At 53.9% G+C, this 12343-nt stretch carries 14 protein-coding genes; 10 read left to right on the top strand and 4 right to left on the bottom strand.

Annotation, left to right across the window (positions count from 1 at the left end; translation table 11 throughout):
* The first annotated feature begins 107 nt into the window (after window positions 1-107).
* Window positions 108-983, top strand: coding sequence for a phosphoserine phosphatase SerB (gene serB, locus Z948_RS0107615; RefSeq protein WP_025058969.1), 876 nt, complete (start codon window positions 108-110; stop codon window positions 981-983).
* Here the strand turns inward: serB and Z948_RS0107610 are convergent.
* Entirely contained in the window at window positions 980-1966 is a 987-nt protein-coding gene (locus tag Z948_RS0107610) for an asparaginase (RefSeq protein ID WP_025058968.1), read from the bottom strand. The two genes, serB and Z948_RS0107610, sit on opposite strands and share 4 nt — an antisense overlap.
* A 194-nt stretch (window positions 1967-2160) precedes the next feature.
* Here Z948_RS0107610 and Z948_RS0107600 point away from each other — a divergent pair, with 194 nt between their 5' ends.
* The 3 genes from Z948_RS0107600 to Z948_RS0107580 all read left to right on the top strand — a co-directional run bounded on the left by Z948_RS0107600 (window position 2161) and on the right by Z948_RS0107580 (window position 4639).
* Window positions 2161-2691 carry an invasion associated locus B family protein gene (locus Z948_RS0107600; protein WP_037951384.1) on the top strand — a complete coding sequence of 177 codons (531 nt, stop codon included), beginning with the start codon at window positions 2161-2163 and terminating at the stop codon, window positions 2689-2691.
* Window positions 2692-2797: 106 nt separating this feature from the next.
* Entirely contained in the window at window positions 2798-3976 is a 1179-nt protein-coding gene (gene rlmN, locus Z948_RS0107595; protein WP_025058966.1) for a dual-specificity RNA methyltransferase RlmN, read from the top strand.
* Window positions 3977-4423: 447 nt separating this feature from the next.
* A complete protein-coding gene (locus tag Z948_RS0107580; RefSeq protein WP_025058965.1) occupies window positions 4424-4639 on the top strand; it encodes a hypothetical protein in 216 nt (71 codons plus the stop codon).
* Here Z948_RS0107580 and Z948_RS0107575 read toward each other — a convergent pair whose 3' ends face one another.
* Window positions 4640-5482 (bottom strand): LOG family protein, encoded by an 843-nt coding sequence (locus Z948_RS0107575; RefSeq protein WP_025058964.1) that lies wholly within the window; start codon window positions 5480-5482, stop codon window positions 4640-4642. It abuts the gene before it with no gap.
* 190 nt (window positions 5483-5672) lie between these two features.
* Here Z948_RS0107575 and dapD point away from each other — a divergent pair, with 190 nt between their 5' ends.
* From dapD to Z948_RS0107560, 3 genes are all read left to right on the top strand, one after another.
* The gene (dapD, locus tag Z948_RS0107570) at window positions 5673-6500 is read left to right on the top strand and encodes a 2,3,4,5-tetrahydropyridine-2,6-dicarboxylate N-succinyltransferase (RefSeq protein ID WP_025058963.1); all 828 of its coding nucleotides are present in this window, start codon (window positions 5673-5675) and stop codon (window positions 6498-6500) included.
* A complete protein-coding gene (locus tag Z948_RS18420; RefSeq protein ID WP_025058962.1) occupies window positions 6500-6853 on the top strand; it encodes a hypothetical protein in 354 nt (117 codons plus the stop codon). Before dapD ends, Z948_RS18420 begins: the two co-directional genes overlap by 1 nt.
* Window positions 6854-6922: 69 nt before the next feature.
* Window positions 6923-7261, top strand: a complete 339-nt coding sequence (locus Z948_RS0107560; RefSeq protein ID WP_025058961.1) for a hypothetical protein — start codon at window positions 6923-6925, stop codon at window positions 7259-7261.
* A gap of 3 nt (window positions 7262-7264) precedes the next feature.
* On the opposite strand, the gene Z948_RS0107555 is transcribed toward Z948_RS0107560, so the two are convergent.
* The gene (locus Z948_RS0107555) at window positions 7265-8359 is read right to left on the bottom strand and encodes a Hint domain-containing protein (RefSeq protein ID WP_025058960.1); all 1095 of its coding nucleotides are present in this window, start codon (window positions 8357-8359) and stop codon (window positions 7265-7267) included.
* Window positions 8360-9943, bottom strand: coding sequence for a Hint domain-containing protein (locus Z948_RS0107550; RefSeq protein WP_025058959.1), 1584 nt, complete (start codon window positions 9941-9943; stop codon window positions 8360-8362).
* A gap of 263 nt (window positions 9944-10206) precedes the next feature.
* Here Z948_RS0107550 and dapE point away from each other — a divergent pair, with 263 nt between their 5' ends.
* The 3 genes from dapE to Z948_RS0107535 are packed head-to-tail and all read left to right on the top strand — an operon-like array spanning window position 10207 to window position 12343.
* A complete protein-coding gene (dapE, locus tag Z948_RS0107545; protein ID WP_025058958.1) occupies window positions 10207-11361 on the top strand; it encodes a succinyl-diaminopimelate desuccinylase in 1155 nt (384 codons plus the stop codon).
* Window positions 11361-11774: a GNAT family N-acetyltransferase gene (locus Z948_RS0107540; RefSeq protein ID WP_025058957.1), complete on the top strand. Its 414-nt coding sequence runs from the start codon at window positions 11361-11363 to the stop codon at window positions 11772-11774. The genes dapE and Z948_RS0107540 overlap by 1 nt, the downstream gene beginning before the upstream one ends.
* A complete protein-coding gene (locus Z948_RS0107535; RefSeq protein WP_025058956.1) occupies window positions 11771-12343 on the top strand; it encodes a TIGR04282 family arsenosugar biosynthesis glycosyltransferase in 573 nt (190 codons plus the stop codon). Before Z948_RS0107540 ends, Z948_RS0107535 begins: the two co-directional genes overlap by 4 nt.

The following is a 12343-nucleotide window of genomic DNA, read 5'->3' as shown; positions in this document are numbered from 1 at the left end:
CGACGGACATAAGGGCCATTGCCCTCTGGTGCAACCAAAGAAACGGGGCTAAACCGCCCCCTAATCGTCTTTTTGCGACGTCTTTGACGTGGATCGGAAACTTGAACATGTATACAGCTGTCCTTCTTGCTGCTCCTAGCGCCCGCAATCTTGAGCCTGCGCTGGTCGAATCCTTACGAAATGCGTGGGGCGGCGGAGACGCGATTTGGCTTGCGCCCGATGTTGCGGCTGAATTCGGTTTGGCCGAGGTTCCTCAAAACCTGTGGGAAGTCTGGGACAGCTGCCAAAGCATGAATATTGATCTGGTTCTGGTGCCTACGGCTGGTCGGCGCAAAAAGATGCTACTGGCCGATATGGACAGCACCATGATCCAGCAAGAATGCATTGATGAACTGGCAGACGAGGCTGGTGTGGGTGAACGTGTAAAAGACATCACTGCCCGTGCAATGAATGGCGAGTTGGATTTTGACGGTGCGCTGAACGAACGTGTCGGGCTTTTGAAGAACCTCCCCGAAGGCGTGATCACCAAGGTTCTGGCCGAGCGGATTACCTTGATGCCAGGTGGTAAGACACTGCTGGCAACGATGAAGGCAAATGGCGCTTATGCGGCGCTGGTGTCTGGTGGGTTTACTGCCTTTACCCAGCAGGTTGCGGGGCAGTTGGGGTTTGATGAAAACCGTGCAAACACGTTGCTGACAGAGGGTGGCAAACTGACAGGAAAGGTAGGCATGCCAATCCTTGGTAAACAGGCCAAAGTTGATGCGCTGGAAGAAATCACCGCGCGCCTAAAGATCACTGATACTGATGTTGTCGCCGTTGGTGACGGTGCAAATGATCTGGGCATGCTGACACGCGCAGGCATGGGCGTGGCATTGCATGCGAAACCGTCTGTTGCGGCGCAGTGTAATGTGCGGGTCAACTTCTCGGACCTGACTGCGCTTTTGTATGTTCAAGGCTACAGTCAGGACGAATTTGTAAGCTAGGCCTGCAAAAGACCTGCGGCTGGTTTCAAAACGCCAGTGACTAGCCCGTCCCAGTTTTTGATCGGGGCGTTGATCCGTTTTAGGGTCGCGGGGTGGTTTGCGTCCAGCACACCTAAACGAACCAATAGCGCGGCAATCGCGGCTTCGGCGGCGCGTGTGGTGCCGCAGGCCGCTTTGACCGCGATGCCCAGCCCCTGTTCTGGCAGAATCGCGATAAAGAATCCTTCGGCACCCGTTTTCAATGCTACCTTACCATTGCAGGCATTCATGAGTTCGGTGCAGGCGCGGCCTTCACCGGCGACCAATTCAGGGTGTAGGCGCATGGCTTGATGCAATCGTACCTCGGCGCTGCCTTCAGGCGCATTTGCAAAATGCGCCATAGCGCGGGCAATGCCATGCATCGTTGAGGCAAAGTTCGGGGCCGAGCATCCATCAATCCCAAACCCAGGGCTGGTTTGCTGCGTCACGCCTTCAAACGCCTCTAGGCAGGCGCGCTGCACGGGATGGTTGGGATCGGTGTAATCAGGCCCAGCGCCCAAATGTTTCGTGAGGGTGAGGAAGCCAGCGTGCTTGCCTGAACAGTTGTTGTGAATGCGGCAGGGTTTTTCATGGGCGCGGATTTGCGCCTCCATTACGCTGCGATCACGGGACTCTTCAGTACCACAACGGAAATCATCATCCCTCAGCCCAAGGTCACCCATCCATGCGCCTACGTTATCAACGTGAATTTGCGCCCCCTGATGCGATGCACAAGACAGGGCGAGCTGTTTGGTTGTCAGTCCGAAAGCATCCGCTGCCCCTGAACGGATCAGCGGCAATGCCTGAATCATTTTCGAAGAGCTGCGGGCCAGAACTACGGCATCAGGATCACCCCAAGCGTCAACAATTTGGCCGGTCCCGTCGCAAATCACGGCATGACCAGAATGAACGCTTTCCAAAAACGGGCCACGCCAGATTTCGGCAAAAGGTGCGGGAGCGGTCATAGTTGGTTCCTTTAGGTGTTTTTTATGGGCGAAAACCTGCCATGCGGGGTTTCGTCATGCACGTCTTTCGCGTTATGGTGTTTGGTGTTGAGAAGAACGTAACCTATCGCAAAAGAATGGCCCATCAAAAAGCGGCCACAGCATGGGATTACATTTTCTATTGAGGCAAGCAAGACGGCTGGAGATTTGGACTGATGGCATTTTTGAAAACTGGTGTATGTGCTGCACTATTGGCAGGCTTGATAGCTGGCGGTGCATTGGCGCAAAGCCAGAGCACGAACCGCGTAGCGGCAAAGACTGACTGGAGCGTGTTCGTAGAGGATAATCCAACCGAATGTTGGGGGGTCTCGACGCCTAAGGAAACTGTGAACTCGCGCGATGGGCGTGTTGTTGCGGTGAACCGTGGGCAGATTTTGCTGATGGTATTTTACCGCCCCAGCGCAGGTGCCAAAGGGCAGGTTGCCTTTACTGGCGGTTACCCCTTCGCAAGCGGCTCGACCGTGTCTTTGGATATTTCCGGCAATTCATTTGAATTGTTCACCGAGGGTGAATGGGCATGGCCAGCGACAACCGCAGATGATTCCAAGATCATCACCGCGATGAAACGTGGCGCGAATGCCAAGCTGACAGGTCGTTCCGGCCGCGGCACAAAAACCGAAGATACCTTTTCCCTGCTGGGCTTTACCGCAGCGGTTGAGGACGCGGCAAAACGCTGCGGCGGCTAATCTAGCCACATGAATTCAAGCAGCTCTGCCCATCCGTGGGCGGGGCTGTTTTCATTTTGCGCCTAGAACACCTATATAGCACTCTACCCCTCATAGGATTCGAACCATGTCTGCACCAATTACCCAAGACGTTCACACCATCCCGCGCAAATTGCCAGAGGGGCCGCAGAACCTTGTTGGCATGACACGCGAAGCGATGCGTGATGCGCTGATCGCAATTGGTACGCCGGAAAAGCAGGCGAAAATGCGGGTAGGCCAGATTTGGCAATGGATTTACAACTGGGGCGTCCGCGACTTTGACGCGATGACAAACCTTAGCAAAGCGTTCCGCGCTGAACTGGCCGAGCATTTTGTCGTTGAGGTGCCTGAGGTGGTGACCAAACAGGTCAGCACGGATGGAACGCGCAAATACCTTGTTCGGATCGCTGGCGGGCATGAAGTCGAGGTGGTCTATATCCCAGAAGCGGATCGCGGCACGCTTTGCGTCAGCTCTCAGGTTGGCTGCACGCTGACATGTTCGTTCTGTCATACGGGTACACAAAAGCTGGTGCGTAACCTGACTGCAGGTGAAATCATTGGTCAGGTCATGGTTGCCCGTGATGATCTGGACGAATGGCCCAAAAGCGGCACGCGCACCTATGAAGCGCGCTTGCTGTCCAACATCGTTTTGATGGGCATGGGCGAGCCGCTGTATAACTTTGAAAATGTCCGTGACGCGATGAAGATCGCGATGGACCCCGAAGGCATCCAGCTATCGCGCCGCCGCATCACGCTCAGCACTTCTGGCGTCGTGCCAGAAATCGAACGGACCGCTGCCGAGATCGGTTGCCAACTGGCGGTGTCGTTCCACGCCACCACAGATGAGGTCCGCGACAAGCTGGTGCCGATCAACAAACGCTGGAACATCGAGGCGCTGCTGGATGCCCTGCGTGAATACCCCAAAGTTTCCAACTCTGAACGGATCACGTTTGAATATGTCATGCTGAATGGCGTTAACGATAGCGACGAAGATGCCCACCGCCTGATGAAGCTGATCGAAGGCATCCCCGCCAAGATTAACTTGATCCCGTTTAACGAATGGCCCGGCGCGCCTTATCAACGTTCTTCAAACAACCGCATCAGAGCGTTTTCCGATATCGTCCATAAGGCTGGTTATGCCTCGCCTGTGCGCAAACCACGTGGCGAAGATATCATGGCTGCTTGTGGGCAGTTGAAATCGGAAACAGAGCGCGCACGCAAGTCCCGCCGTCAAATCGAAGCAGAGGCAGGCGTTAGCCGCGATTAAAGAGAGCGCTGATTGATTGAGGGCCTATTGTTTCGCGACTTGAAACAACAAGCTTTTGAGATTGTTGTTTGGCGCTTCGCTGTCTGGTTCAACATTACCTGATATACACCTTAATTCGGCGCCTTAGTTGTGCGCTGGGCGCAAATATGTGGGCCAAAGTTAAAGGTGACTTGATCATTCTTTATGAGGAAGCTCTGATCGAAATAGACATGTTTTCGATCGGGTAATGCAGAGAGCTCTCATTTTGTTGGATAAATTTTCTACCAAGGTTGGCCGAAATTCGAAATTCGACCTCTTTACACGTTATAGGATAGTGTTTCAGGCTGATCTGGGGCTTTTTCTACCAATAGGAGAGTAAAAACCCTCTTTCAGTCACAATCGGTTCCGAATCCTGACACCCTGAAACCAGAGGCTGTTTCCTGAGACGACTTAATCAGGAGAGTGAAAATGTCGATCGTTATTAAACAAGACGCCTTTGTTACCGATGAGGTAATGCAGATTGTCGCACGCGAACGTGCCGTAGCTTTGTCTGCACGTGAATGGAAACACCGCCTAGCAGGGTATGGTTATTCGATACGTGACACAGATGATGGCAAACATCTTCTGGAAACTCTGCCACATCACGTAACACTGTGTGAGCTTCCAGAAGAGCTGTTTAACTGATCATCTGCCTGGAACGCTGTCGCGCGCTGATGGCTCGCCCCAGTTTTCGATGAGGTCCATCGCCTCTTGCGCTGTTTCGACAAAGCGGAAGAGATCGAGATCCTCGGCAGAGATCGTGCCCGCGTCGGCCAGAGCATCCCAATTGATGATGCTTTCCCAGAATGCGCGGCCAAACAGCAAGAATGGAACACGTTCCATGCGGCCTGTCTGAATCAGGGTTAGGGCCTCAAATGTTTCGTCCAAGGTGCCAAAGCCACCAGGGAACACACAGATCGCTTTTGCGCGCATCAGGAAATGCATTTTCCGGATCGCGAAGTAGTGAAAGTTAAAACACAGGTCAGGCGTGACGTATTCATTCGGCGCCTGTTCAAAGGGAAGAACGATGTTCAGCCCGATCGAAACGCCGTCTGCTTCTACGGCGCCGCGGTTGCCTGCCTCCATCACGCCGGGGCCACCGCCTGTTACGACAACATCCTCACGTCCGCCGCTTTCCTTTGACTTAAGAGTCATCAGGCGGGCGAATTCGCGCGCTTCGTCGTAAAACTGCGAAAGATCAGCCAGCGTTTTTGTCCGCGCGGTATCTTTCTTTGCGGGTTCAGGAATGCGTGCGCCACCGAACAGAACGATCGTCGATTGAACGCCGTATTCGTCTAGCATCATTTCTGGCTTAAGTAGCTCTAGCTGAAGACGGACAGGCCGCAGTTCGTCGCGGCATAAAAAGTCAAAGTCGTTGAAGGCCAGCTTGTATGCTGGCGCTTGGGTTTGTGGGGTTACCGGAACGACATCTGCCGCATCGCGATCTGTATGCGCGTCGCGCAACGGGTGTTGGTTCTTTTGGCTCATTGTTTCCTCAAGATTTCTGATTCCGACTAATCATGCACGTGATTATGCATATTGACTATGAGATACTGTGCAAGCTTGCGTGAGGGGATTGGTGTCGTTGCCTATTGACCGTGACAGTAGTGAGGATTGCGCGGGAAGGCCGCTGCGCGTATAGCGCTTTTCAAGCAATTCATTCAAACGGAGCTCCAACATGTCCAATGCACAGCTTGAAACGGCCATCGAAGCCGCGTGGGAAAACCGCGACAGCATCACTTCCGCAACCACGGGTGAAACCCGTGACGCAATTGAATCAACGCTGGCGGCGCTAGATGGCGGCACATTGCGCGTTGCTGAAAAGATGGACAATGGCGATTGGCACGTAAACCAATGGGCGAAAAAAGCCGTTCTTCTGGGTTTCCGCATCAAAGATATGGAACAGCAGGAAGGTGGCCCGCAGGGCGCTGGCTGGTGGGATAAAGTCGACAGCAAGTTCAAAGGCTGGGGCGATGCACAGTGGAAAGAAGCAGGGTTTCGTGCGGTTCCAAACTGCGTTGTTCGCAAGTCGGCCTATATCGCTCCGGGTGTGGTGCTGATGCCATCCTTTGTGAACATCGGCGCATATGTCGATAGCGGCACAATGGTTGATACGTGGGCGACTGTCGGTTCCTGCGCGCAGATTGGTAAAAACGTTCACCTATCCGGCGGCGTTGGCATTGGCGGTGTTCTAGAACCGATGCAGGCCGGCCCAACAATCATCGAAGACAACTGCTTTATCGGGGCGCGCTCCGAAGTTGTTGAAGGTTGTATCGTTCGCGAAGGTTCGGTTTTGGGTATGGGCGTATTCATCGGCCAGTCGACCAAAATTCTGGACCGTGAAACCGGCGAAGTTATGTACGGCGAAGTGCCTGCGGGTTCCGTTGTTGTTGCAGGCTCTATGCCTTCCAAGAATGGCGTACACCTTTATTGCGCAGTGATTGTTAAGCGCGTGGATGAAAAGACACGTTCAAAAACATCCATCAACGAGCTGCTGCGCGACTGATGCGGTTTTTCCTGCCCTTGCTGTTTATTGCTATTGCGGTAGCGGCTGGGGCAGGCCCTCATGATGGGCGGTATCGACCTGACCACCCGTCAGGAGACAGCTGGGACTGCAAGAGTATTGGCAAGGACGGCGGCGCGATTTTGCTGACCTCGAATTTGTTCTTTGCTGTCGGCAGCAGATGCACGCTGCGGGATCCGGTTGCTGTCAGTGGCATGGACGCTGTTTTATACGATGCGATTTGCCGCGCTGATGGTGCACCATGGCATCGCCGTATTATGATCATGAAGACCGAAAACGGTATTTCAGTGATCCAAAAAGGCGGACGCATCAGTATGTTGCGCAAGTGCGAATAGGTCTGGTCTTTTCAAACCTTGAATGAGCGTCTAGACCTCCATCTTCCCTGAGCTAAGGCTGACTTTGCTATGTCCGACGAAAAGAAACCCAAAAAACCATCCCGCCAACAGGTGTTCACGCTGCTGGTCGAGATCGGCCGAAAAACCGGTGACGGTTTGCCAGCCAAGGCGACAGGCGCGGCGCTGATGTGCTTTGCCTCGGGGATTGATGAGGCAGAGGCCGTGCGTGAAACCGTCGCGATCTTGAAGCAGGCGGATACGGCACCTTTGGATGTCACCGGCTACGGCACCTTGGCCGAGCGTGAGGCCGAAGGCCATGAGATTGATGAAGAAGAGCGCGCATTGATGCAACGCGCGCTCGAAGAAAACTCGGTTATCGTGGCGCAAGTGACGCCGTTCTTTGACTAAGGGTCAGGCGGCACGGCGTTTGGCCAAATGGATGGCCTCATACCACTTCAGAACTTTATGCGAGGGCGATTTATGCTCTGGCAGGTCGTTGCGATCCACACCAAACAGAACGCTAGAGGCGAGCTGATGCGAGTCGCGACGCATACGACCAATGTACATGCTTTCCAACGGTGCGCCGCTGGCCAAAATCGTTTCGTGATTTGGTAAAATGATCTGGCTGTATTGTGTGAGCTGCCCGCATGGCTCGGTACGGGCCGCAAAACCGTTCACCAGATTTCGGGCGGGTGTCAGCACTTTTTCACATGAGAACAGGTATTCCACCTCAGGCCCGTCAATGACGACATGCTGTTCGGGTGCGACGATGATGTCGTCCAACAGCCCGTAATAGGGCGCACGCATTCGGATCGGGGCAAAGCTGCCGCGTGCGGGTACTGAACGGGTTACTGTCTGCAAGACAGGAACAACCTCGCCATTGGCTGTGTATACTGTGTCACCCCGTTTCAAAGTGCCTGCGTTGCGGTACCCCCACGGGGTCGCAATGGGGGTATTGGGCGCAAGGGTCGGTCCGGTTCCAATCGGTTCGATTTGATCCGAAAGCGCTGCAAATACCATATCGGGCGCGTAATCGTGGCTTCCGCGACCCAGCATCAGATCACGTAAATCATCTAGCGTTAGAGGAAGCGGGTTTTCGACCACTACGCTGGTCACGGCTGTTTCCCCAACCTGTTCTAGCGTGAGCCGCCCCCAATTATATTTGATGTCCCACGCATAAGTCAGGCGCAGAACTTCTGCGCGTCCTGCGTTTTCGTGGGCAATTGCAGCGTGGGCAATATCATCGCCCTGCACCTGCACCATTGAAACACCACCGCCTGGAATTGCCTGAAAAACAAGGCTGCGGTGGCTTGGGTGAGGTGTAGTATAGCCGAACAGAACTTGGGGTTTGCTGTCTTCGGCAACTTGGGTTTCGAAAACGATACTGCCGCGATTGAGGATCTGGTCGGGCGTATCAGCAACGATAGGCGTCTGGCGTTTTTCGTGGCCCAAGCCGCGCAGTGACAGCCGCCGTTCGCTATGGTCTGTTAGAGCAATCCAAGTCATTTAAGCCACCTTTACGGCGCGTAATAGCTCCGCTTCATATCGTTTCAACATACGGCGCGCAGCTATCGGGTAACCTGCGCCGGTTTCGGGATCTAGTTCAGGGAAGACACTGTAGATTTCTTCGACCACTTCTGCTTCGAAACTAGAGGCAGTTTGCGGGCCGGGTAGGAAGCTTTCAGTCTCTAACCCTTCGGAAAACACCACCTGATGGCGATCAAATAGCAAGTGGACATAGGTGACCTCGCCGCCTTCACGGCGGGTGATCGAGTGATCATTCACAAGGTCACGGGCAGCAACCAGAACCTCGGCTTCGCCAAAGAGAAGTTCGGCCAAATTGTCTTTGATCAGCACGCGGTGCAGCGGTGACACCAGCAAATCGCGGTGCTGCCCTAGCGTATTTGCGCGGATGTGGATGGGGGCAAAATCACCTGTGGCCGCGACCTTGCGGGATCCAAGCCAGCGCAAGGGCTGGGCGCCTTCGTCTTTTGTCATCACCAAATCCCCAGGCTGCAAAGTCTCGGCGCGGCGGTCTCCGTCGGGCGTGGCGATAAGGGTGCCAGCAACAAAGCAAGGAACAGAGGTGGCGTTTACAAAACCGACATCGGTCTCGCTGCCGTTATTGACGGTGTAGGTAAAGTTGAAGTCTTCTTCGTCGCCGTCACCAACAATGTTAAAGGTACCATCGGCATTTAACGTGACGGCCTGACCTGTAGGAAGAATAACAGTTGTCCCCACGGCAACGGGTTGCCCGTTGATGTGAGTCACCGTCAGCGTGCTGCCTCCAGTGTTGTTGATATCGTTGCTGAGCACATCAAGGGTGGTGGTGCCGTCAGGATAAACGTTCACATCGTCTGACACGGCGATCAGCTCGGTCTGGATCGAGTCTCCGGCAATCAGAACATTAGAGTCATAGCTGCTGTCACCTGTATCAGCGAGGGCGATCCGCATTGAGTTGGTGACACCGGGATTTACATCCATGGTTAGGGTGAGCGTGATGGTAAAACCATCCATCTCGGTGTTGTAATCGTCGTTTGTGTTATCAACATACATGTTGATGTTGTTGGTCGTCGAAATGTTGAACGGCGCAGTCGTACCGTCGCCAACATCATGTTCGACAAACTGCCCATTGATCCAAACGCCAAAGAAATCCTGATAAATGGAATTCGCAAACTCGGGGTATTCTTCCGAGCTAAAGACAAATTGCATCGTCAATTTATCGTTGTCAGGAATAAAGTCGATGTCCAAAGTGGAAGCATCATATGTGGTACCACCAGCCGCCGTATTGTACGGGTTGAAATTATTCGTGCCGGATGTGTTGGTGGTTGTGTTGGTGCTCTGGTTGGATTGCCCGCTGGAGTTGGTGAAATCTTCGGCTTCACCGGTAGACATGATCACGCCTGTATCACCAGGAACAACACCGGGTGAGGTGCTATCACCGCCTGTATAAATACCAGCACTGTCGTTGTCGCCATAATACGTCGCGCCGGTAACGGTCACGCCCGTGCCGAAAATCTCCTGCGCCATATCCGTGGCGGTTGTGCCTTCACGCACCGTTTCAATGCTAAGTTCCGACGCTGTTACCATTTCACTGCCTCAAACCGATATGTGAGACAGAACAAGCCACAGCCAGACAGGGGTTTTCCCCTATTCCATTCAGGTCCGTATCGGACGCGTACATCCCTGTTTTCAGGTGATGAAACTGCTATTACCCTGCCTCGGGTTATTTATTACCGATCAGATTACCACAATTTTGACATAAATGAAGCGGCTTTCGACGCGCGTGCGGGGGCTGGCACTTTTACGTCACAGAAGGGATAAGGGTTGGAGTTATTACAGGAGCCTTTTGCATGTCCGAATTCACCCCAGTAGATCCCGTTGATCTAACCGCGGCTCTGGTCCGCTGTCCTTCTGTCACGCCAGAAGACGCCGGCGCATTGGATATTCTGAATGACCTGCTGGGCGAGGCCGGGTTTTCATGTGCTTGGGCGAATCGGGGGGGCATTCGCAACCTGTTTGCGCGCTGGGGCACACAGGGAAACACGCGCAACTTTGGCTTTAATGGTCACACCGATGTTGTGCCTATCGGGGATGAGGCCGCTTGGACGATGCCGCCCTTTGGCGCTGAAATCAAAGACGGTGTAATGTATGGCCGTGGCACTACCGATATGAAATCTGGTGTGGCGGCATTTGCTGCAGCGGCCATTGATTTTGTCCGCCAAACACCCCCTGATGGTTCAATTGTCATCGCGATTACAGGTGACGAAGAAGGCGAATCCGTAGACGGCACGCTGGCCCTGCTTGAGCATATGGAAAACAATAACGAACGCATGGATGTCTGTTTGGTAGGAGAGCCGACTTGTCCGAACACCATGGGTGAGATGATCAAGATCGGGCGGCGCGGTTCGATGACGATCAAGTTCCGTGTCATCGGTAAACAGGGGCATTCGGCATATCCGCACCGCGCTAATAACCCGCTGCCTGCCATGGTTCGACTGATGGATCGTTTGGCTAGCCACGAGCTGGACAAAGGCACCGATCACTTTGATCCCTCCACCCTTGCTGTGGTCACGGTCGACACTGGCAACCCTGCAACCAATGTTATTCCTGCCGAATGTACATCGGCGGTGAATATCCGTTTTAACGACACCCATTCAGGCGCAAGCCTGACCGCGTGGATCGAAGAGGAAGTCGCGGCAATTCGGGAAACCTTTGGTGTAGAGGTTGAAACACACATAAAGATATCCGGCGAGAGCTTTATCACCCCTCCAGGTGCCCTGTCAGCCATGGTATCAAACGCGGTCGAGGCCGTGACCGGTGTTAAACCCGAACTATCGACCACAGGCGGTACATCGGATGCGCGGTTTGTAAAATCGCACTGCCCCGTTGTTGAATTTGGCCTTGTCGGCCAGTCGATGCACCAAGTGGATGAACATGTGCGCGTGGATCACATTCGCGAGTTGAAAACCGTCTATACCCGCATTCTTCAGGACTATTTTTCTTGATTAATATCCATGAAACCCAAGACCGCGAAACCTGCTATGCCCTGCGCCATCAGGTCTTTGTCCAAGAGCAAGGCTATTCCGCTGAAGGTGAAATAGACGAGCTAGACCCTGTCAGTATTCATTTGCTCGCCGAGCAAGACGGGACGCCGATCGGAACAGCCCGAGTGTTTATCAAAGAGGATACGGCAAAGATCGGCCGCGTCTGCGTTTTGAGATCTGGGCGCGGCACTGGGCTTGGCGCGCGATTGATTCAAGCAGCTGTTCAGGTCGCAAGGCAAAACAAGATGGCCCGCGTTGTATTGGGTGCGCAGGCCCATGCGGTTGGGTTTTATGAAAAGCTGGGTTTTCGGGCCTTTGCAGAACCGTATCTAGACGAAGGTGAGCCGCACCAGATGATGGAGAAAAACCTGTGAAACAGACTGTGGTTGTCATGTTAAAGGTGCCTCAGGCGGGGCGGGTAAAAACCCGTCTGGGCCGCGATATAGGTATGGTTGGTTCCGCATGGTGGTTTCGGCATCAGGTGCGCCGACTTTTGAACCGAATAGAAGACCCGCGTTGGAATGTTATTTTGGCCGTCGCACCGGATCGTACAGGCATGACGACAAGGGTTTGGCCACAGCGATTCCAGCGCATGCCACAAGGGCGTGGAAATCTGGGGGACCGGATGGAACGCGCTTTGCGCGCGCCTGCAATTGGTCCTGTCTGTGTGATTGGTGGGGATATTCCAGACGTAAACGCAGACCGCATTGCAGAGGCGTTTGCCGCGCTGGGCAATCATGACGCAGTTTTTGGACCTGCTGTTGACGGTGGATATTGGCTGGTTGGGCTAAAGCGCAGCAAGGCTGTTCCGCCTAGCATTTTTGATGGGGTGCGGTGGTCAACCGAACATGCGTTATCCGATACTATGGCGACCCTGCCTGATCACCGCATAGCCACAGTTGCGACCTTGCGAGACGTAGATACAGTGGCCGACCTAAATTAA

The organism is Sulfitobacter donghicola DSW-25 = KCTC 12864 = JCM 14565 (assembly GCF_000622405.1).
GTDB lineage: Bacteria > Pseudomonadota > Alphaproteobacteria > Rhodobacterales > Rhodobacteraceae > Sulfitobacter > Sulfitobacter donghicola.
The sequence above is the reverse complement of the archived record's forward strand: the minus strand, read 5'-3'. Positions and strand labels throughout refer to the sequence as shown.

Coding starts and splice junctions, on each gene's coding strand:
- serB (WP_025058969.1), top strand. CDS start 108: ATGTATACAGCTGTCCTTCTTGCTGCTCCTAGCGCCCGCAATCTTGAG.
- Z948_RS0107610 (WP_025058968.1), bottom strand. CDS start 1,966: ATGACCGCTCCCGCACCTTTTGCCGAAATCTGGCGTGGCCCGTTTTTG.
- Z948_RS0107600 (WP_037951384.1), top strand. CDS start 2,161: ATGGCATTTTTGAAAACTGGTGTATGTGCTGCACTATTGGCAGGCTTG.
- rlmN (WP_025058966.1), top strand. CDS start 2,798: ATGTCTGCACCAATTACCCAAGACGTTCACACCATCCCGCGCAAATTG.
- Z948_RS0107580 (WP_025058965.1), top strand. CDS start 4,424: ATGTCGATCGTTATTAAACAAGACGCCTTTGTTACCGATGAGGTAATG.
- Z948_RS0107575 (WP_025058964.1), bottom strand. CDS start 5,482: ATGAGCCAAAAGAACCAACACCCGTTGCGCGACGCGCATACAGATCGC.
- dapD (WP_025058963.1), top strand. CDS start 5,673: ATGTCCAATGCACAGCTTGAAACGGCCATCGAAGCCGCGTGGGAAAAC.
- Z948_RS18420 (WP_025058962.1), top strand. CDS start 6,500: ATGCGGTTTTTCCTGCCCTTGCTGTTTATTGCTATTGCGGTAGCGGCT.
- Z948_RS0107560 (WP_025058961.1), top strand. CDS start 6,923: ATGTCCGACGAAAAGAAACCCAAAAAACCATCCCGCCAACAGGTGTTC.
- Z948_RS0107555 (WP_025058960.1), bottom strand. CDS start 8,359: ATGACTTGGATTGCTCTAACAGACCATAGCGAACGGCGGCTGTCACTG.
- Z948_RS0107550 (WP_025058959.1), bottom strand. CDS start 9,943: ATGGTAACAGCGTCGGAACTTAGCATTGAAACGGTGCGTGAAGGCACA.
- dapE (WP_025058958.1), top strand. CDS start 10,207: ATGTCCGAATTCACCCCAGTAGATCCCGTTGATCTAACCGCGGCTCTG.